This window comes from Variovorax sp. GW822-FHT04A09 (assembly GCF_058801005.1).
Genome location: NZ_JBXAMV010000002.1, coordinates 143,248 through 161,281, shown reverse-complemented (window position 1 = coordinate 161,281; position 18,034 = coordinate 143,248). Strand labels below are relative to the sequence as shown.

Annotated in this window: 16 protein-coding genes; 7 read left to right on the top strand and 9 right to left on the bottom strand. The window is 69.4% G+C overall.

Going from position 1 to position 18,034, the window contains the following annotated elements:
• Positions 1-14 precede the first annotated feature (14 nt).
• The 6 genes from AC1RLW_RS11840 to AC1RLW_RS11815 are packed head-to-tail and all read left to right on the top strand — an operon-like array spanning position 15 to position 5,720.
• Positions 15-572, top strand: coding sequence for an RBBP9/YdeN family alpha/beta hydrolase (locus tag AC1RLW_RS11840; protein ID WP_493193165.1), 558 nt, complete (start codon positions 15-17; stop codon positions 570-572).
• A gap of 42 nt (positions 573-614) precedes the next feature.
• Entirely contained in the window at positions 615-1,586 is a 972-nt protein-coding gene (locus AC1RLW_RS11835; RefSeq protein WP_493193164.1) for a quinone oxidoreductase family protein, read from the top strand.
• Positions 1,587-1,593: 7 nt separating this feature from the next.
• Entirely contained in the window at positions 1,594-2,604 is a 1,011-nt protein-coding gene (locus AC1RLW_RS11830) for a YeiH family protein (RefSeq protein ID WP_493193163.1), read from the top strand.
• Between the two features lie 58 nt (positions 2,605-2,662).
• A complete protein-coding gene (locus AC1RLW_RS11825) occupies positions 2,663-3,904 on the top strand; it encodes a porin (RefSeq protein WP_493193162.1) in 1,242 nt (413 codons plus the stop codon).
• Positions 3,905-3,963: 59 nt separating this feature from the next.
• Positions 3,964-4,524 (top strand): hypothetical protein, encoded by a 561-nt coding sequence (locus AC1RLW_RS11820; protein ID WP_062482400.1) that lies wholly within the window; start codon positions 3,964-3,966, stop codon positions 4,522-4,524.
• Positions 4,521-5,720 carry a PrsW family intramembrane metalloprotease gene (locus AC1RLW_RS11815; RefSeq protein WP_493193161.1) on the top strand — a complete coding sequence of 400 codons (1,200 nt, stop codon included), beginning with the start codon at positions 4,521-4,523 and terminating at the stop codon, positions 5,718-5,720. The genes AC1RLW_RS11820 and AC1RLW_RS11815 overlap by 4 nt, the downstream gene beginning before the upstream one ends.
• A gap of 13 nt (positions 5,721-5,733) precedes the next feature.
• Here the strand turns inward: AC1RLW_RS11815 and AC1RLW_RS11810 are convergent, their stop codons facing one another.
• The 7 genes from AC1RLW_RS11810 to AC1RLW_RS11780 all read right to left on the bottom strand — a co-directional run bounded on the left by AC1RLW_RS11810 (position 5,734) and on the right by AC1RLW_RS11780 (position 14,252).
• Positions 5,734-6,411, bottom strand: coding sequence for a peptidoglycan DD-metalloendopeptidase family protein (locus AC1RLW_RS11810; protein WP_493193160.1), 678 nt, complete (start codon positions 6,409-6,411; stop codon positions 5,734-5,736).
• A 175-nt stretch (positions 6,412-6,586) separates the two neighbouring features.
• Positions 6,587-7,036, bottom strand: coding sequence for a TIGR01841 family phasin (gene phaP, locus AC1RLW_RS11805; RefSeq protein WP_493193159.1), 450 nt, complete (start codon positions 7,034-7,036; stop codon positions 6,587-6,589).
• A gap of 44 nt (positions 7,037-7,080) precedes the next feature.
• The gene (locus tag AC1RLW_RS11800; RefSeq protein WP_307587205.1) at positions 7,081-8,421 is read right to left on the bottom strand and encodes an MFS transporter; all 1,341 of its coding nucleotides are present in this window, start codon (positions 8,419-8,421) and stop codon (positions 7,081-7,083) included.
• Positions 8,422-8,470: 49 nt separating this feature from the next.
• Entirely contained in the window at positions 8,471-10,087 is a 1,617-nt protein-coding gene (locus tag AC1RLW_RS11795; protein WP_493193158.1) for a wax ester/triacylglycerol synthase family O-acyltransferase, read from the bottom strand.
• 50 nt (positions 10,088-10,137) lie between these two features.
• Entirely contained in the window at positions 10,138-11,850 is a 1,713-nt protein-coding gene (locus tag AC1RLW_RS11790; RefSeq protein WP_493193157.1) for a long-chain-fatty-acid--CoA ligase, read from the bottom strand.
• A 44-nt stretch (positions 11,851-11,894) separates the two neighbouring features.
• The gene (locus AC1RLW_RS11785) at positions 11,895-12,674 is read right to left on the bottom strand and encodes an esterase/lipase family protein (protein WP_095948796.1); all 780 of its coding nucleotides are present in this window, start codon (positions 12,672-12,674) and stop codon (positions 11,895-11,897) included.
• A gap of 537 nt (positions 12,675-13,211) precedes the next feature.
• Positions 13,212-14,252, bottom strand: a complete 1,041-nt coding sequence (locus AC1RLW_RS11780; RefSeq protein WP_493193156.1) for an AraC family transcriptional regulator — start codon at positions 14,250-14,252, stop codon at positions 13,212-13,214.
• A 298-nt stretch (positions 14,253-14,550) separates the two neighbouring features.
• Between AC1RLW_RS11780 and AC1RLW_RS11775 the strand changes: the two genes are divergently transcribed.
• The gene (locus AC1RLW_RS11775; protein WP_493193155.1) at positions 14,551-15,465 is read left to right on the top strand and encodes an alpha/beta fold hydrolase; all 915 of its coding nucleotides are present in this window, start codon (positions 14,551-14,553) and stop codon (positions 15,463-15,465) included.
• Between the two features lie 30 nt (positions 15,466-15,495).
• Here the strand turns inward: AC1RLW_RS11775 and AC1RLW_RS11770 are convergent, their stop codons facing one another.
• Together AC1RLW_RS11770 and dhaL are read right to left on the bottom strand one after the other, a co-directional pair.
• Positions 15,496-16,191, bottom strand: a complete 696-nt coding sequence (locus AC1RLW_RS11770) for an HAD family hydrolase (RefSeq protein ID WP_493193154.1) — start codon at positions 16,189-16,191, stop codon at positions 15,496-15,498.
• 33 nt (positions 16,192-16,224) lie between these two features.
• Positions 16,225-17,991, bottom strand: a complete 1,767-nt coding sequence (gene dhaL, locus AC1RLW_RS11765) for a dihydroxyacetone kinase subunit DhaL (RefSeq protein ID WP_493193153.1) — start codon at positions 17,989-17,991, stop codon at positions 16,225-16,227.
• Positions 17,992-18,034: the final 43 nt, after the last annotated feature.

Here is an 18,034-nt window from a genome sequence, read left to right as displayed (position 1 = left end):
GGGCGCGGGCCGACATGACTGCTCCCACCGTCCTCATCGTTCCGGGCTTGCGCGACGCCGTCGCCAGCCACTGGCAGACCCTGCTCGCCGCACGCCTGCCGCGCGTGCGCGCCGTGCCGCCCATGGGCCGCGACGACCTCGACTGCGCCGCGCGCGTGGCAGCCATCGAGCGCGAGGCGCAGGCGGTCGAGGGGCCGCTGGTCATCGTGGCGCACAGCGGCGGCGTGGTGATGCTGGCGCACTGGGCGCAGCGCACGCGCCGGCCAGTGCGCGGCGCCCTGCTGGCCACGCCGCCCGACTTCGAACGGCCGATGCCCGAGGGCTACCCCAGCGTCGCAGCCCTGCGCGCCGGCGGCTGGCTGCCGGTGCCCGGCGGGCCGCTGCCGTTCCCGAGCATCGTGGCGGCGAGCCGCAACGACCCGCTGGCGCCCTTCGATCGCGTGGTGCAGATGGCGCAGGGCTGGGGCAGCCGCCTGGTCGACCTCGGCGAGGTCGGCCACCTCAACCCCGCCTCGGGCTACGGCGAATGGCCGGGCGCGCAGGCCTTCATCGACGAACTCTCGGCGGACTGAGCCCTTTCTGCCCGCCTGCCCTTCCTACCGAAAGAAATTCCCATGGTCCAAGCCATCCGCTTTCACGAGACCGGCAGCGCCGACGTGCTCCAACTCGAACACGTCGAAGTCGGTGAACCCGGCCCGGGCCAGGCGCGCGTGCGCCACAGCCTCATCGCCGTCAACTTCATCGACATCTACTTCCGCACCGGGCGCTATCCGCTCGCACTGCCCAATGGCCTCGGTTCCGACGCCGTGGGCGTGGTCGAGGCCGTGGGGCCGGGCGTGACCGACATCCGCGTGGGTGATCGTGTGGGCTACCTCATCGGGCCGCAGGGGGCGTACTCGCAAGTACGCGTGATGCCCGCTGATGTGCTCATTCCGCTGCCCGATGGCATCTCCGATCGCACGGCCGCCACATTGATGATGAAGGGCATGACGGCGCAGTACCTGTTCCGCCAGGTCTATCCGCTCAAGGGTGGCGAGACGATCCTGTATCACGCAGCCGCCGGCGGCGTGGGCCTCATCGCCTGCCAGTGGGCGCGCGCGATGGGCGTCACCATGATCGGCACTGTCAGCACCGACGAGAAGGCTGCGGTCGCAAAAGCCAACGGCTGCACGCACACCATCGTGACTTCGCGCGAGAACATCGCCCAGCGTGTGCGCGAGATCACCGAGGGCAAGGGCGTGCCGGTCGTGTACGACTCGGTGGGGAAAGACACGCTCGAGGCTTCGCTCGATTGCCTGCAGCCGCGCGGCACGCTGGTGAGCAACGGCACGTCGTCGGGCGCCGTGGTCGTCGATTCGCAGGTGCTGGCCGCCAAGGGTTCGATCTGGCTCACGCGGCCCGCGATGGTTCACTACATCCATCCGCGCCCGCACATGCTGTCGATGGCCGACGAGCTGTTCAGCCACGTGCTGGCCGGCCGCATCGTGAGCGAGCCCCAGCAGAGCTTCGCACTGGCCGACGCCGCCGAGGCGCACCGCGCCCTCGAAGGCCGCAAGACCACCGGCGCCACCGTGCTCGTGCCCTGAGGTTTTCATGACCGCTCTGTCTGTCGCCGCATGGCCGGCGCGCGGCCGCCTGCTCTTTCCCGGCGTGCTCGCCTGCGCGGTGGTCGCCGCCGCGTCCACCTTCCTGTCGCAGCACTACGGTGCGCCCGTGATGCTGTTCGCGCTCATCCTCGGCATGGCGATGAACTTTCTTTCGGCCGAGGGCCCGTGCAAGCCCGGCATCGAGTTCACCGCGCGCCACGTGCTGCGCTGGGGCGTGGCGCTGCTGGGGTTGCGCATCACGGCCGCGCAGGTGGTGGCGCTGGGCTGGCACCCGGTGCTGCTGGTGGCGGTGTCGCTGGTGCTGACCATCGGCGTGTCGATGGTCGTGGCACGGCTGATGGGCTTCAACGTGCTGTTCGGCCTGCTCAGTGGCGGCGCCACCGCGATCTGCGGCGCCTCGGCCGCGCTGGCGCTGGCCGCGGCGCTGCCGCCGCATCCGCTGAAGGAACGCGCCACGCTGTTCACGGTGGTGGGCGTGTCGGCGCTGTCGACGCTCACGATGATCGCCTACCCCCTGATCGCGCGCGCCCTGGGCATGGACGCGCACACGGCCGGCGTGTTCCTGGGCGCCACCATCCACGACGTGGCGCAGGTGGTGGGCGCGGGCTATGGCATGTCGCAGGCCACGGGCGACACGGCCACGCTGGTCAAGCTGATGCGCGTGGCGGCGCTGCTGCCGGTGATCCTGTTCGCCGTGATGTTCACGCGCGCCACCGGCAAGGCCGTGGGCGGCCAGCGTCCGCCGCTGTTGCCGTGGTTCGCGGTGGCCTTCGCCGCGCTGGTGGCGCTCAACAGCACGGGCTGGCTGCCGTCCTCCCTCGCCACCGCGGGCAGCGACCTGTCGCGCTGGTTCCTGGTGGCGGCCATGGCCGGCATCGGCATGAAGACGCAGCTGCGCGAGCTGGTCGACGTGGGCCTCAAGCCGGTGGTGCTGATGGTCGGCGAGACCGTCTTCATCGCCGCGCTGGTGCTCGCGCTGCTGCGCTGGGCGCCCTGACACGCAGCCCCCACGACGACAGAGACGACAACACACACAACAACCAGGAGACAAGACCATGAAGAAGAAGACCCTCATCGCCGCCGCGGCCGCGACCCTCGCTGCCGGCGCTTCCCTCGCCCAGTCCTCGCTCACGCTGTTCGGCGTGATGGACGCGGGCGTGAGCCACTACCGCACCACCAGCAGTTCGTACAACCCGCTGCGCCCGGCCGAGCTGCGCCAGAGCCAGACCGTGCTGTCGCCCTCGGGCAATGCGTCCAGCCGCATCGGCTTTCGCGGCACCGAGGACCTGGGCGGCGGGCTGGCCGCGAGCTTCTGGCTGGAGGCGCCGCTGAGCAACGACACGGGCAGCGGCATCACCAACTTCGGACGCCGCTCCACACTCAGCCTCAGCGGGCCCTTCGGCGAAGTGCGCCTGGGCCGCGACTACACGGCCTCGTTCTGGAACGACGCGGTGTTCGACCCCTTCAGCGTCAACGGCGTGGGCACCAACCTGATCGCCGTGGTCAACAGCAACATCGCGGCCTCGCGCGCGCTGGCCACGGGAGGCCTGCTGGGCGGAGGGCTCTCGGCCGGCACCGACAGCTACCTGCGCACCAGCAACGCCATCAGCTACTTCCTGCCGCCGAACCTGGGCGGCTTCTACGGCCAGGTGCAGTACGCGCTGCACGAGAACACCAAGGTCAGCAACACGCCCGACAGCCCTTCGCAGCGCGGGCGCTACGTGGGCGGGCGCATCGGCTGGGCCAGCGGCCCGGCCGACGTGGCGCTGGGCTACGGCGAGAGCACGCTGGCCAGTGCCGCCGCGCAGAGCGAGAAGATCAAGAGCCTGAACCTCGGCGCCTCGTACGACTTCGGCGTGGTGAAGGTGTTCGGCGAATGGTCGCGTGTGCGTGACGTTCGCCACAGCGCCACGCCCTTCGCCAACAGCGCGCTGCATCTGAGCGACCGCTACGACGGCCTCATGGCCGGCGTGAACGTGCCGCTGGGCGCGGGCGTGGTGCGCGCCTCGTATGCGCGCGTGCGCTTCGTCAACGGGCTGGGCCTGCCCGACGGCAATTCGTCGGTGAACAAGCTGGCGCTGGGCTACGTGCACAACCTCTCCAAGCGCACGGCGCTGTATGCCTCGGTGGCGCGCATCCACATCGCCAACGGCCGCAACAACCCGACGGTGATGGGCGTGACGCCGCTGGTGCTGAGCCTGCCGGCGATCTTCCCGCAGCCGGCCTACGCGACCACCAACGGCATGCAGCCGCACCGCGCGCTGGGCTACGACGTTGGCATTCGCATGGCGTTCTGAGCGCCTGACAACAGCGGCGGCGCCCCCGCGCCGTCGCCTCGGTGTGGCACGATCCACGGATGCTTCAACCGTCCCGCCGCATCCCGTACCGCACCTGGCCGGGCGCGCTCGCGATCCTCCTAGCCATTGCCGCGTACGTCGGCGGCCTGACCTTCTGGAACAACCACACGCCCGGCAGCCGGCCGCTGCCCGCGGGCGAGACGGTGTCGGTCGCCCACGCGCGCTTCGAGCCCGCACCGGGCTGGCAGATGGACGTGTCGCGCTCCAAGGCCGGCCAGTCGCTCATGCTCTTCAAGGGCGGCCACAAGTTCCTCGTGACCACGCGCCTGTGGATGGGCGGACCCGACGGCCCCATGGTGCGCCAGCAGCGGCTCATGGAGCGCGGCCAGGGCCTGACCGTCGAAGGCGACGTGTCCGACTTCGTCACCGGCTGGGGCCTGCAGGGCAAGACTTTTGCCTACTACGGCGCCAAGCTCGCCGGCCGTTTCTGGCAGGTGGTCGACACGCCGCGCCGCTCGCTGGTGCAGATCGACGTGTACGGCCCCACCGACGGCTTCAACGAAGCGCTGGCCGACGCCCGCAGGATGCTGGACTCGATGGACCTGGAGGCACCGCTGTGAGCACGACCACCGAAGCCGCCGTTGCCACGCAGGAAGACGCCGACTGGCCCATCGGCACCGACTCGTTCTTCCAGCCGCAGCGCGCCGCCTTCTGGCTGCTGGCGGCGCTGATCCTCAACGGCCTGTTCTACACGGTGTCGATGTTCTCGCTGGGCTTTCGCGTGGTGCCCGTCACCGCGCTGCTGGGCCTGCTGGTGTGGGGCGGCTACACGGCGGCCTTCGTGCTGTTTTTCCGCACGCTCGACCTGCTGGAGCAGCACCCGCCCGAAGCCTACGTGCTGGCCTTTGCGTGGGGCGGGCTGGGCGCGGTGTACTTCGCGGCGCCGGCCAACATCGCCATCCAGAGCCTGTGCGCCAAGCTGGTGTCGCCGGAGTTCGTGGCGGCGTGGGGGCCGGCCATCGCGGGGCCGATCACCGAAGAATTCCTGAAGCTCGCGGGCGTGATCCTGCTGGTGCTGATCGCGCGCAACCAGTTCGAAACGTATCTGTCGGTGCTGATCGTCGGCGCCATGGCCGGGCTGGGCTTCCAGGTGATCGAGAACCTGAGCTACACGGTGAACAGCGCCGTGAACTTCCCGCTCGAGAACCAGGTGTACCCGGTGCTCTACCACCTGCTGATGCGCGGGCTGCTCAGCGGGCTGTGGAGCCACGCGGCCTACACGACCATCGCCTCGTTCGGCGTGGCGTGGTTCCTGCTGAACCCGCAGCGCTCGATGGCGGCGCGCATCGGCTGCGCCCTCTTCTACTTCGCGCTGGCGTGGGCCATGCATTTCATCTGGAACTCGCCGCTGCTCGAAGACCGCTTCGACGACGGCTTTGTCGGCATCGCGCTGCTGCTGATCGTCAAGGGCATCCCGGTGGTGATCGCCGCAGCCTTCGTCTGGCGCGCCGCCGCGCGCGAGAACGGCACCTACCTGCATGCGCTGGCAGCCTACTTCGTGCCCGAGCGCGAACTGATCCGCGACGACGAATGGGTGCGCCTGGGCGCGCCGCTGCTGCGCTACCGCGTGCGCCGCGACATGGGCAAGGAATTCGGCAAGCGCGCCCGGCGCCTGAAGGCACAGCTGCAGCGCGAGCAGCTGCGGCTCATCCTGAAGGCCGGCACGCACGGGCGCGGGCCGCAGACGCGGCGCCATGAAGTGGCGGTGCGCCGCCTGCGGGCCGAGCTCGACCTGCTCACCCGGCCGCAAGGCTGAGGGCCCGTTCCGCTTACTTCGCCGGCAGGTACAGGCGCGGATCGACCGCCTTGCCGCGGTAGCGGATCTCGAAGTGCAGCTTGGCACGGCCGCCTTCCGCCGGGCCGATCTCGGCGATCTTCTGGCCGCGCTGCACGCGCTGGCCCTGCTTCACGCCCATGGTGCCCACGTTGGTGTAGATCGACATGTAGGAGCCGCCGTGGTCGACCATGATGACGCTGCCGTAGCCCCGCATCGTCTCCGTCGCGGCCACCGAGCCGGCGCCGATCGCGTGCACGGGCTCGCCGCTGCTGCCGCCGATGTCCAGGCCCTTGTTGCTGTTGCCGTTGAAGCCGGCGATGACCGGGCCCTGCGTCGGCCAGCCCCAGTCGCTGCGCCGCGAGGCGGGCGGCACCACGGGGTCGCGCTCGCGGGGTGCGGGCGCGGGCTTGGCTTTTTCTGCACTGCCGCCGCTGCCGCTGCTGCGCGGCGGGGGCGTGGCAGCGCCCGTCGCGGCGCCGCCCGGCGGCACCACGCGCAGCACCTGCCCGGCTTCGAGCTGGTCGGGGTCCTTGATCTGGTTCCAGCGGGCAATCTCGGCCGTCGTCCGGCCGTGCCGCTGCGCGATGCGGTAGAGCGTGTCGCCCGTCTGCACGACGTACTCGCCGGGGCCCGCCACCGGCGTGCTGGGCGTGGTGGAGCATGCGCCCACCAGCAATGCCGCCGTCAACGCGGCGCACGCGCCCCATCTTCTACCTGTCACAACCACGCGCTGAGTCCTTTCTGATTCATCCGGATCGCGCGACCTCGCGGGGCGAGGCGCGCCTGAACAATCCGGCAAGGCTACCAGCAGTCGTTGTGCGGACATTGCGTCCGCGGGAGCGCCCCTATTTCTTCGGCTGCAGCAGCTGCTGCAGATTCGCCATGTTCTCGTTCAGGCGGTCCTGCACCACCTTCCAGCTGTTGCTGCGCGCCTGCGCTTCCAGCTGCGCCAGTTCGCGGAAGTTGTCGACCGCCTGCTGCACGCCGCGCTGCGCGACCTCGGCCTGTTTGGAGATGGCGTCCTTGCCGGTGGCGTCCTTCAGTGCGTCCTGCCACTGGGCCAGCGTGTCGCGCAGGATCTCGCCGCGCCGCTGCGCCAGCGACTGGATGCCCTCGTAGGCCTGCCGGTTGGCCTCGGCCAGCGCCTCCATGTCCTTGCGCTGCCACTCCACGAGCGCGCCGACGTCCACGCCGGGCAGCTTGAGCTGCTCGATCAGCTTGCTGAAATCTTCCATCGACGGCAGCGCCGTCGGAAAGAGCGGGTTGGCGTTGGCTGCGGTCTTGCTGGTTGCCATGAATTGAATCTCCTTGGTGAGTGAAATAGCAGGTAACGAAAAAATCAGGCCGTCGCGAGCTGCGAGCGGCGCGCGGCGGCGGGCCGCATGACGAGCAGCAGGACCACGCCGGACGACAGCCACAGCCCGATCGCAAGGAACATGCTGTTGTCCGAGCTGCCCGAGGCGGTAGTGATCCATGCGGTGATCACCGGCATCACGGCGGGCCCGAGGTTGCCCAGGCTGCTGATCAGCGCGATGCCGCCGGCCGCCGACTTGCGCGGCAGGTACTCGCTGATGGCCGCGAAGAAGATCGGCGTGTTGGCCGACTGGCCGATGCTCATGACCGCGAGGCCCGCCAGCGCCAACACCAGGTTGCCGCCGCTGAAGACGGCCACCAGCAGGCCCGCCGAGGCCAGCGCCACGCAGAAGAAGAAATGCTTGCGCCGCTCCAGGTGCTTGTCGGAGCTGCGGCCCACGAACACCATGCCCACGGCGCCGAAGACCGCCGGAATGGCCGACAGCAGGCCGACCATGAACACGTCGCCCACGCCCCAGTTCTTGATGAGCGTGGGCACCAGGAACACCAGCGTGTAGTTGGCGCCCAGGAACAGGAAGTACACGAAGGCCATCGTGAACACCTTGGGGTCGCGCAGCAGCGCCCAGAACGAACCGTGCGAGGCGGTTTCCACGGCATGCGGCTCGTTGTCCAGGTGGTGGCGCAGCGCGACCTTCTCCGAAGGCGTGAGCCAGCCGGCCTGCTCGGGCTTGTCCTTCAGGTAGAAGAACGCGACGATGCCCAGCACCGAGGCCGGCAGGCCCTGCACCACGAACAGCCACTGCCAGCCGTGGTGGCCGCCCAGGCCGTTCATGTACTTCATGATCCAGCCCGACAGCGGGCCGGCCAGCAGGTAGCCGATGGCCGTGGCCGTCATGAAGATCGAGATCACCTTGCAGCGCCGCGCCGAGGGGTACCAGTAGGTGAGGTACAGGATGATCCCCGGGAAGAAGCCCGCCTCGAACGCGCCCAGCAGGAAGCGCAGCACGTAGAACTGCGTGGTGGTCTCCACGAACATCATGGCCGAGGCCACGAGCCCCCAGCAGAACATGATGCGCAGCAGCGTCTTGCGCGCGCCGATCTTCTCGAGCATGAGGTTGCTGGGCACCTCGAAGAGGAAGTAGCCGATGAAGAAGATGCCCGCGCCCAGCGCATAGGCCTCGTTGCTGAAGGCCAGCGTCTGCTTCATCTGCAGTTGCGCGAAGCCGATGTTGATGCGGTCGATGAAGGCGACGATGTAGCAGAGGATCAACAGCGGCAGCAGGTGCCAGCTGACCTTCGAAAACAAAGCCTCGTCCGCCGCGTTGTACGGCGCGCGGGCGGGGGCCTGCGCAGAAGTGGGGGTCATGGTCTTGCTTTCCTTTGAGGGTCGGTCGGTGAAGGAATCGGCGGGAAGGCTAGGCCGCGGCGGCGGCGCGCTTGCCCTTGGCAGGAGCGGCCGGCTTGCGCGGCGCGCGGGGCTTCTTGCTGGCGGGTGCGGCAGCAGTGGCAGCCGCACGCGGCTTGGCGGCGGCCGGCGCCTTCGCGCGGCGCGGGGCCTTGGCGGGCACGGCCTCGGCCTGCGCCTCTTTCGCGACTGCCGGCTTGGCCGCGCCCTCGACGCTGGGCAGCCGCTCGATCTGCCGCAGCGCCGCGCGCAGGTGGCCGATCAGCTCGTACGACTCTTCCTGCGACAGGATGCGGCGGCAGGCCGTGAGGCCGAAGTCGAGCGAGCCCGCGTAGCTCTGCACCGTGATGTTCAGCGCACTGCCGTGGTACGGGATCGACACCGGGTAGAAGTGCATCATCCGCGCGCCCGCCACGTAGAGCGTGGCACCCGGCCCCGGCACGTTCGAGATCAGCACGTTGGCCGCGGGCGGCACGCGGCGCGCCAGGTTGGAGCGGCCGTAGAGCGACGCCAGGCTGGTCATGAGCCATGGCGAGCCGGTGATCGGCATGTCCACGCCGAGCACGGGCTTGAGCTCGCGCACCACGGCCTTGGCCGCCTCCGACGAGGCATGGATCGCCTTGAAGCGCTCGGCCGCGTCGCCGATGTCGGTCGCCAGGTCGACGCGCACCATCGACACCTGGTTGTTCATCGAGTCGTCGCCCTCCGCGCGCAGGCTCACGGGCACGCCGGCGATCAGCGCTTCTTTCGGCAGCAGGTTGCGCTCCTTCAGGAAGCGGGCCAGCGCTTCGCTGCACATCGCCATCACGATGGTGTTGACGGTGCCGCCCACGCGCTTGCCCAGCGCCTTGAGTTCGTCGAAGGGCAGCGACATCGTGCTGTACGAGCGCTGGTTGGTGATGGCGTCGTTGAACATGCTCTTGGGCGCCATGCCCAGGCTCAGGCGGCGCTCGCCCTTGCCGGTCTGCTGGCTCGCCAGCACGCTGCCGGCCGCCGTGAGGGCGCGCGCGGCCGCCGGCAGCAGCTCGGCGAGCTTGCGGTACTGGCGCGCCGAGTTCGACACCGCCGCCTGCAGCAGCTCGGCCACGCCGAGCTGGTAGTGGCTGCCGCTGCCGCGCTTGCGGCGCGCGGGCGGCACCTCGCGCATCTGCGCCGTGGTGTCGTAGAGCACCTTGGCCAGCTCGGTGCCGGCCTTGCCGTCGACGCCGCTGTGGTGGGCCTTGGTGTAGAAGGCCACCTGGCCGTTCTCCAGGCCTTCGATGACGTACATCTCCCACAGCGGACGGCTGCGGTCGAGCAGGCTGGAATGCAGGCGCGCCACGAGGTGATGCAGCTGCTCCATGGTGCCGGGGCGGCGCAGCGTGAGGCTGCGCACGTGGTAGTCCAGGTCGATGTCGTCGTCGTCGATCCACACCGGCTCGGCCAGCTCGAAGGGCATCTGCGCGAGCTTGCGCGTGAGCACCGACGCCAGGTGCAGCCGCTTGCCCAGCATGCCCTTCACGTCTTCGTAGTAGTCGCCCCGGTAGCCCTCGGGCAGGTCCAGGAGCATGAGGCTGCCGACGTGCATCGGCGTCTCGGGGGTTTCAAGGTGCAGGAACGACGCGTCCATGCTGCTCAGGTGGTCCATGGCGTGGCCTCTTTCGTCGGTGGGATCGGTGGGAATTGGGGAATGCGCGCTCAGGCGGTGGCCGCCGCGACGGCCTGCTTGCGCAGCTCTTCGTCCACGAGGTCTTTCTTGGAGAGCTTGCCCACCGCCGTCTTGGGCAGCGTGGCGCGGATCTCCAGGGCCTGCACCATCTCGTGCTTGCCCACGCGCTCCTTAAGAAAGCTCTGCAGGGCCTTGATGTCGAAGGCCTCGGCGCCGGGTTTGAGCGTGATGAAGGCCTTGGGCGACTGGCCGCGGTATTCGTCGGGCACGCCGATCACCGCCACCTCGTGCACGGCCGGGTGCTGGTAGATGGCCTCTTCGAGCACGCGCGGATAGACGTTGTAGCCGCTGCACAGCAGCATGTCCTTGCAGCGGTCGACGATGAAGACGAAGCCGTCCTCGTCCATGTAGCCCACGTCGCCGGTGCGGAAGAAGCCGTCGAAGGTGGTGCTGTCGGCCGTGGCCTCGGGCTTGTTCCAGTAGCCCTTCATCACGTTGGGGCCCTGGATGCACATCTCGCCCTTCTCGCCCAGCGGCACGTAGCGCGTGGGGTCCTCGAGGTCGAGCATCTTGATGACCACGCCCGGGTGCGGAATGCCGCACGAGCCCGCCTTGCGCTGGCCGTGCGCGGGCGAGAAGGTGCCGGTGGGCGATGTTTCGGTCATGCCCCAGCCCTCGGCCAGCCAGGTGCCGGTGATGGCGCGGAAGCGCTCGCCGACCTCCATCGGCAGCGGCGCGCCGCCCGAGTTGCACAGCTTGAGCGAGTGCAGGTCGTACTGCGGCGTGTCGGGGTCGCCGATCACTGCGGTGAACATGGTGGGCACGCCGCAGAAGGTGGTGAGCTTCTTCTCGGCGATGTCGCGCAGCGCGGCCTTGGGGTCGAAGCGCAGGTGCTGCACGATCTCGGCCGCCAGGCGCACGCCCAGCAGCAGGTTGACCGTGAGCGCGTAGATGTGAAACGGCGGCAGCACCGCGAGCAGCCGCTCGGTGCCCATCTGCAGCACGGGCGGCGTGCCCGACTGCGTGATCACCACCTGCTCGCAGGCCGACGACAGGTTGGCGTGCGTGAGCATCGCGCCCTTGGGCAGGCCGGTGGTGCCGCCCGTGTACTGCAGGATGGCCAGCGCCTCGCGCGGATCGCCGATGGGGTGCGGCGTGTAGCGGCCGTCGTTGTCGAGCAGGTCGGAAAAACGCAGGTGGTGCTCGTCGCCGGAAATCTCGACCGTCTCGTTCTTCGCCTTCATCTGCGCGGCCACCTGCTCGGGCGCGCCCGTCATCTCGGCGAGGTTGCCGACGATGAGCTTCTTCAGCCGTGTCTTGCCGAGCATGGCGGCCATCTGCGGGTACAGCGCGGCCAGGTCGAGCGTGATGAGGAAGTCGGTCTGGCTGTCCTCGATCTTGTGCTCGAGCACCTTCGCCGCATCGAGCGGCGAGTAGTTCACCACCGTGCCGCCCGCCTGCAGCACGCCGAACAGCGCGACCAGGTAGTGCGGCGTGTTGGGCAGGAACAGGCCCACGTGCACGCCGGGGCGCACGCCCAGGGCCTGCAGCCCCTTGGCGGCGCGGTCGACCAGCGCACCGAGCTCGCGGTAGTTCAGGCGCTTGCCCATGAAGTCGATGGCCGGCCGGTCGGGAAAACCGGCCACGGCGTCGGTCAGGATCTGCTGGACCGAGGTGGGCGTGATCGCGTGGTCCCACGCCACGCCTTCGGGGTAGGAAGCCAGCCAGGGCTTGCTGTTCATGTGCGTCTCCAGGAAGTGAGTGAGTGAGTTGGTGATGCGACGCGTCAGGCGGCCTTGCGCACGTCGCGGTGCGGATCGAGGTACAGCAGGCGGCGCAGGCCTTCTCGGCGGAACGGCTTCCACTGGCCCTCGGGCTGCGCGAGCCGGTCGGCGATGGCATAGAGCACCACCGGGTTGTGGCCGAGGCCGCAGTGGCTGCCCTCGACCTCGATGTTTTCCGAGGTCGCGGTCTCGCGTTCGCGGCAGCCCTGCCAGGCCACGATGCCGTCGCTGCGGCTGTAGATGGCGCTGGCCGGCACGGGCGGCGGCGTGCGCATGCGTTCGCGCTCGGGCCAGTCTTCGACCTTGCGCTCGCTCACCATCTCGTACAGCCGCCACGCGTTGCTCGCGCGCGGCTCACCCGCAAAGGGGCTGCCGAGCGTGATGACGCTGCGCACCTGCGAAGGCGCGCGCCGCGCCAGCTCGCGTGCGAACACGCCGCCCAGGCTCCAGCCGACGATGCTCACCTTGCGCTGGTAGCGTTCGTGCAGCTCGGCCAGGCGCTCCTGCATCTGGTCTTCCACGCCGGGGCGCGGGCCGAAGTTGGGACCGAGCTTCCATCCGTGCGCGCGGTAGCCGCGGTCGCGCAGGAAGGCGCGCAGCGGCTGCGTCGAGGCATCGCTCGCCGAGAGGCCGGGCAGCACGAGCACGGGATGCCCGTCGCCCGCGGGCGCCATGCGCAGCATCGGGGCCATGGTGAAGAACGCGGACAGCTCCGCCACGGCGCGCCACTCGAGCATCAGCAGGCGGCGGGACGGCGGGGCCATCGAAGAAGATTCGGTCATGGTCATCTCGGGAGTGGAGGGAAAGGGAAAAGAAAAAAAAGAGAGGCGAAGAAAAAGCCCGACGTGCAGACGCGATGCACACGGCTACCCGGTCGGGCGGTCGTTCGAGAGAGGATCGAGGTCGGGGAAAAGGGTTGACGGCGCCGCGCAACGGCGGCGCCCGGCCTGTGCGGCGGCACGCATGCATGGTGTGAACCCGCCGCGTACGTCCAGTCCGTGCCGGGCATGCCGGCACGCGCGAGGTGCATCCATGTTGTTGTCTCCTGTCGGCCTCGTCCGGGCCTTCAGCGAGGCTCGGATCGGGCACTTTGTTGTCGTTGCTCTGGGCGCCATCTTTTCGCGGCGACGTCGACAAGGAAAGGTGCGATGCGACCACTTCGCGGTGATTTCGGGACGCGTGTTCGAACGCCGCGCAGGCGCGACTCACAACTGCGAACAGATGTGCGGATCGACGGCCACGCGAACGCTGCACGCAGGCGCGCGCGTGCGAATCAGCTGTGGTTCACGATGCCCGATGCGGCATCGCGCAGGCGTGGCTCAGGCCTTCGCCGCGCGGTAGTCCTGCGGGCTGCGACCGGTCCAGCGCACGAAGGCGTGGCGGAAGTTCGAGGCGTCGCTGTAGCCCAACCGCTCGGCGATTTCCTCGGTGGTCATGCGCGTGGTGCGCAGGTACTCGATGGCCAGCACGCGGCGCACGTCGGCCAGGATGCCGCGGTAGGTCGTGCCTTCGGTCTCGAGGCGTCGGCGCAAGGTGCGCGGATGGATCGACAGCTCCGAAGCCATCGGCTCGATGGTCGGAAAGCGCCACGGCATGTGGTCGATCAGCGTGCGCCGCACCACCGACGAGACACCGCCCGAGCGCGGCAGGTCGGCCAGCACCTGTTGGCACATCTCGCTCACCATCGCATGCGTGACCGAGTCGGGCAGCCGCGAGGGATGGCCCACCCACGGCGATCCCACATGCAGTTCATCGCGCGGCTGGCCGAACGCCACGGGGCAGCAGAACAGCGTGCGGTAGGCGCTCAAATCTTCGGGCTCGGCGAAGCGCACGTGCAGTGCGGAAAGACCGAACGACGGACCGAAGAGATCGCGCCCCAACCGCAGGTGCACCGCGAAGGCGAACTCGAGCGCGAAGCGGTACAGCGGGTCTTGCGGGTCGGACGACAGCAGCACCTCGTAGGGCAGCACCGCCGTGCCGCCGCTGCAGGTGTACGACACCGGCCCGGCCACGGGGCCCATGACGCGGTTGTACTTGATGGTGAAGTCCATCAGGTCGGCATGCGTGGGGCTGCTCAGCAGCCCGTAGCCGTACATGCCGTAGGCCGTGAGGTGCATGCGGATGCCCGCGCGAAAGGCGATGCTGGGACCGGGCGCCAGACGCACCGCGTTGCGGAAGACCACGGCCGCCTGCTCGTAGGAAATCCGCGTCGCCGGTGCGCGCAGCTGGTCTTCCGTCAGGCCACTTCCGCTCAGGGTTTGTTCCGGTGCGATGCCTTCTTCGACCAGGGTGGTGACGATGGCTGCGACGCGCTGGGGTCCGTAGACGCGTGACGCGAAGTCGGGTGGCGAACGATGCACGACGATTCAATCCCTTCAGAACACATGCCTTCGATGGCGGGCCGCCACTGGCCTCGCACTCCAAGGTCGTCGCAGGATATCGAAGCGTTCTGCACGCGCAGACTCGGAGTTTCCCGATAGCGCCAAATTGTCCCGAAGTCACTCCCGGTTGGTCTGAACGAACCTTTCTCGCTGCGGGGCCCCACGGAAAGATCGTCCACGAAACACCGTCCCGGCCGCAGGGCACAAAGCGCAACGCGCGACGGTTGCCTTTCGCTTCTCTTGCTTTCTCTCCCCTTCCTTTTCACCGCCACGCCCCATGCAACGCGACCCCTCCTCCCCTTCGTTCGCTTCGTCCAACGGCATCGAGCTGGCCTACGACTGCTTCGGCGATCCGGCGGCGCCACCGCTGCTGCTCATCATGGGTCTGGGCACGCAGATGATTGCGTGGGACGAAGCCTTCTGCGAGCGCCTGGCCGGTCGCGGCTACCGCGTCATCCGTTTCGACAACCGCGACATCGGACAGTCCACGCGCCTGAGCGCCGCGGGTATTCCCGACGTGGCCAAGCTGCTCGGGCAGGCACTGGCCGGCGTGCCGGTGAGCGCGAGCCAGGTGCCGTACACGCTGGCCCATATGGCCGACGATGCGGTCGGCCTGCTCGATGCGCTGGGCATCAGCAGCGCCCACATCGTCGGCGCGTCGATGGGCGGCGCCATCGGCCAGGAGATCGCGCTGCGCCATCCGGCGCGCGTGCGCACGCTGGTGTCGATCATGGCCACCAGCGGCGCGCCCGACCTGCCGCCGCCTCAACCGCAGGCGCTGCAGGTGCTGCTCACGCCCACGCCGCTGGACCGCGACGGCTACATCGCGCGTCAGCAGCAGGTGATGAAGGTGCTGCGCGCCGGTTCGCATCCGGACGAAGAGGCGCTCGACGCCGCGCGCGCGGAACGCAGTTTCGAACGCGGCCTGCACCCCGCCGGCTACGCGCGCCAGCTCGCGGCCATCATCGCGTCAGGCAGCCGCAGGGAGCGTCTGGCGTCGCTGAAGGCGCCGACGCTGGTGATCCACGGCGATGTCGATCCGCTGGTGCCGATCGAATGCGGGAAGGACGTGGCGCGCCACGTGCCCGGCGCGCGGATGGTGACCATCGAGGGCATGGGGCACGCGCTGCCGAAGGTGACGTGGGCGCCGGTGATCGATGCGATTGCGGGGCACGCGGTCGAGAGCCGCTGATTTCTTTCGGGCCTCGGGCTGCCCGGCCCGTCAGCGCATCCGCGCCCGGTGCGCCGCGCCGGCGCGCTCGACGAGGTCGAGGTCGAACGCCGTCAGCTCGGCGATGCGCACGTCGGCCAGGGCAAGCACGTCGGGACCGAGCGGGAACTCCGGCCCGGGCACCGCGATGATGCCCATGCCGGCCGCACGCAGCGAGCGGATGCCGTTGCCGGAGTCCTCGACGCCGACGGCGTGCTCGGGCTTCACGCCGATCTTCTGCAGCACGTCGAGGTAGATGTCGGGCGCGGGCTTGCCGTGCGCGACGTCGTCGCCATACGTGGTGGCCAGGAAGACCTTGTCGAGGCCCGTCACCTTCATCACGTGCGCCGCCAATTCGTTCGGTGAGCCGGAGGCCAGCGCGACCTTGTAGCGGGTCGCCGCCAGGCGCACCGCAGCGATGGCGCCTTCGCGCTCGGGCAGGTGCACCTCGTACTTCGCCAGCAGGCGCGCCTTGATCTCGCGGGCGATCGCGGCCTCGTCCATGCCGAGCCTGGCGCGCAGGTCGAGCCGCTCGACCATGAGGCGCGACCACATGCGGGTGTTGCAGCCCATGGTGGCTTCCTGGTCCTCGGCGCTCCAGGTCATGCCGTGGTCTGCGGCGAACTCCTCGCGGGCCTGGCGCCAGAGCACTTCCGAATCGATCAGGATGCCGTCCATGTCGAAGACGACGGCTTGAATGGTGGTCATGAAAAAGGCTTTCCTTGCGTGTGACAGTCGAATTCAGGGGGCCAGCCGGCGCTGCAGCGAAGCCACCAGCGTCTGCAGGATCAGGCAGCACGAGGTGGCGCCGGCGTCGAGCACGCCGATCGAGCGCGCACCCAGCCGCGCCGAACGGCCGATGCGGGCCTGCAGGTCCTTGGTGGCGTCGCGCCCCTGCTGCGCGGCAGCACTCATGGCCTGCAGGCAGGCAGCGAAGCCTGCGCCGGCGGCTAGTGCGGCGGCGTAGGCATCGCGCGCCGGCACGAGCGTGTCGATCAGCGTCTTGTCGCCGACCTGGGCATTGCCCATTGCCTGCACGTTGGCAACCGCCACGGCCAGCGCCTCGCCGAACAGCGCCGCGTCGAGTTGTTCATGCGGCGCGAGGGTGTCGACGAAGCCGAGAAAGAAGCGGCCATAGAGCGGCCCCATCGAGCCGCCGATGTCGTCCATCAGCGCCTGCGACAGCTGCTCGAGCGCAGCGGGCAGCGACGCGGCGCGCGGGCCGAGCGCGTCCAGGCGCGTGCCGCAGCCGGTGAAGCCCTTGGCCATGTTGATGCCGTGGTCGCCGTCGCCGATCAGTCCGTCGATCTCGCTCAGGTGCTGCCGGTTCGCGACGATGGCGTCGATGAGGTCGCGCACGACGGGGCCCGCTTCCGCGAGGGCCAGCGTGGCCCCGCTCACCGTGCGTGCGCGCGCGCCGGCGCCCGAAGACGCGGGCGCCGTGGCCACGGCAGGGTTCATGCGGGCGCTCCCGCTGTAGGTGCGGCCCTGCGCGGCGTCGCCGGGCACGCTCAGCCCGACGCTGCGGCAGGGGTGCTTCAGGCAGGCCTCGAGTTCGTCGTCGAGCTTCATGAGGGTCAGCGTCACACCCATCATCTCGAGCGAGGTGAAGAGGTTGCCGACCTGGTTGAACGCCACCGTGATGCCCCGGGCCAGCAGACGCTGCGCGATCTCTCCGTAGAGGATGTACTGCTCCATCACCGGCGTGGCGCCGAGCCCCGAGATCAGCACCGCGACCCGGTCGCCGGCGCTGAACGGCAGGTCGGGCAGCACGACGTCGAGCATGAGCTGCGCCATCTCGGCGGCGCTCGCCGTCGCCCGCACGTCGATGCCGGGTTCGCCGTGGTGGCCGATGCCGACTTCCATCGTGCCCGGCTCGATGTGGAAGTTGGCCTTGCCGACTGCGGGGATCACGCAGGCGGACAGGCCCACGCCGATGCTGCGCGTGTTCGCGATGGCCTTCTGCGCCGCGGCGATCACCTCGTCGAGGGAGGCGCCGAGCGCGGCCTTGGCGGCACCGACCTTCCACATGAAGATCTCTCCCGCGACACCGCGGCGCCGTGCCTCGTCGCCCTTGGCGGCCGAGGGCACGTCGTCGTTCGCGACCACGGTCCTGACCACGATGCCCTCGCGCTCGGCCATCTGGCGGGCCATGCCGACGTTCATGTTGTCGCCGGCGTAGTTGCCGTAGAGGCAGGCCACGCCCGCGCCGCCGTCGGCGATGCGGATCGCGTCCAGGAAGCTCTTGGCCGTGGGCGAGGAAAAAATCTCTCCGACGGCCACGGCATCGACCATGCCGTCTCCCACGTAGCCGAGGAACGCCGGCTCGTGCCCCGACCCGCCGCCGGTCACGACACCGACCTTGCCGCGCTCGGGCGCCCGGGCGCGCTTGACGACACGCGGGTTGGCGGGCAGTGCCTCGACGCTGTCGCCGTGGGCCAGCAGCCAGCCCCCGAGCATGTCCTCGACGACGCGATCGGGGTGGTTGACGACACGGTTCATGGACATAAAGCAGGTCTCCTGGGTAAGGGCGGGGCCGGACGCGGCCCGC

Excerpts from the sequence above, each read along its gene's own strand:
- AC1RLW_RS11820 (WP_062482400.1), top strand. The coding sequence starts at position 3,964 with ATGCTTCAACCGTCCCGCCGCATCCCGTACCGCACCTGGCCGGGCGCG.
- dhaL (WP_493193153.1), bottom strand. The coding sequence starts at position 17,991 with ATGTCCATGAACCGTGTCGTCAACCACCCCGATCGCGTCGTCGAGGAC.
- AC1RLW_RS11795 (WP_493193158.1), bottom strand. The coding sequence starts at position 10,087 with ATGGACCACCTGAGCAGCATGGACGCGTCGTTCCTGCACCTTGAAACC.
- AC1RLW_RS11770 (WP_493193154.1), bottom strand. The coding sequence starts at position 16,191 with ATGACCACCATTCAAGCCGTCGTCTTCGACATGGACGGCATCCTGATC.
- AC1RLW_RS11800 (WP_307587205.1), bottom strand. The coding sequence starts at position 8,421 with ATGACCCCCACTTCTGCGCAGGCCCCCGCCCGCGCGCCGTACAACGCG.
- AC1RLW_RS11790 (WP_493193157.1), bottom strand. The coding sequence starts at position 11,850 with ATGAACAGCAAGCCCTGGCTGGCTTCCTACCCCGAAGGCGTGGCGTGG.
- AC1RLW_RS11830 (WP_493193163.1), top strand. The coding sequence starts at position 1,594 with ATGACCGCTCTGTCTGTCGCCGCATGGCCGGCGCGCGGCCGCCTGCTC.
- phaP (WP_493193159.1), bottom strand. The coding sequence starts at position 7,036 with ATGGCAACCAGCAAGACCGCAGCCAACGCCAACCCGCTCTTTCCGACG.
- AC1RLW_RS11825 (WP_493193162.1), top strand. The coding sequence starts at position 2,663 with ATGAAGAAGAAGACCCTCATCGCCGCCGCGGCCGCGACCCTCGCTGCC.
- AC1RLW_RS11785 (WP_095948796.1), bottom strand. The coding sequence starts at position 12,674 with ATGACCGAATCTTCTTCGATGGCCCCGCCGTCCCGCCGCCTGCTGATG.
- AC1RLW_RS11840 (WP_493193165.1), top strand. The coding sequence starts at position 15 with ATGACTGCTCCCACCGTCCTCATCGTTCCGGGCTTGCGCGACGCCGTC.
- AC1RLW_RS11775 (WP_493193155.1), top strand. The coding sequence starts at position 14,551 with ATGCAACGCGACCCCTCCTCCCCTTCGTTCGCTTCGTCCAACGGCATC.
- AC1RLW_RS11835 (WP_493193164.1), top strand. The coding sequence starts at position 615 with ATGGTCCAAGCCATCCGCTTTCACGAGACCGGCAGCGCCGACGTGCTC.